This window comes from Pseudonocardia sp. SID8383, from assembly GCF_009864975.1.
In the GTDB taxonomy this organism is placed as follows: Bacteria; Actinomycetota; Actinomycetes; order Mycobacteriales; family Pseudonocardiaceae; genus Pseudonocardia; species Pseudonocardia alni.
Window position 1 is genome coordinate 1 of record NZ_WWFY01000266.1, and the last position, 247, is coordinate 247.

Genomic DNA, 247 nt, shown 5'->3' on the forward strand with positions numbered 1-247 from the left:
GGCGCACCCGGACCGGCCCGCGGTCGTCGCCGCGGGGGCGGTGTCCGACGGGCACGACGAGCTCGCCCGGTCCCTCGCCGGGTACGCCCGGTCGCGTGGGGTGGACTGGATCCTCACCGGACACCTGGAGCCGGCGGCGCTCGCCGCGGCGGCGGCGGCGGTCACCGTCCCGGTCGCGCCGAGCCGCACCGTCAGTGCCAGCGGTTCGCTGCTGGCGTGGCTGGCCCACGGCCGCTACCCGCTGGCC

Annotated in this window: 1 protein-coding gene; it reads left to right on the plus strand. The window is 80.2% G+C overall.

All coding sequences use genetic code 11. The features are described 5' to 3' along the window. Nucleotides 1-247 (plus strand): hypothetical protein (locus GTW08_RS06250; RefSeq protein ID WP_202416485.1); only part of this gene is annotated, 247 nt, incomplete at both ends.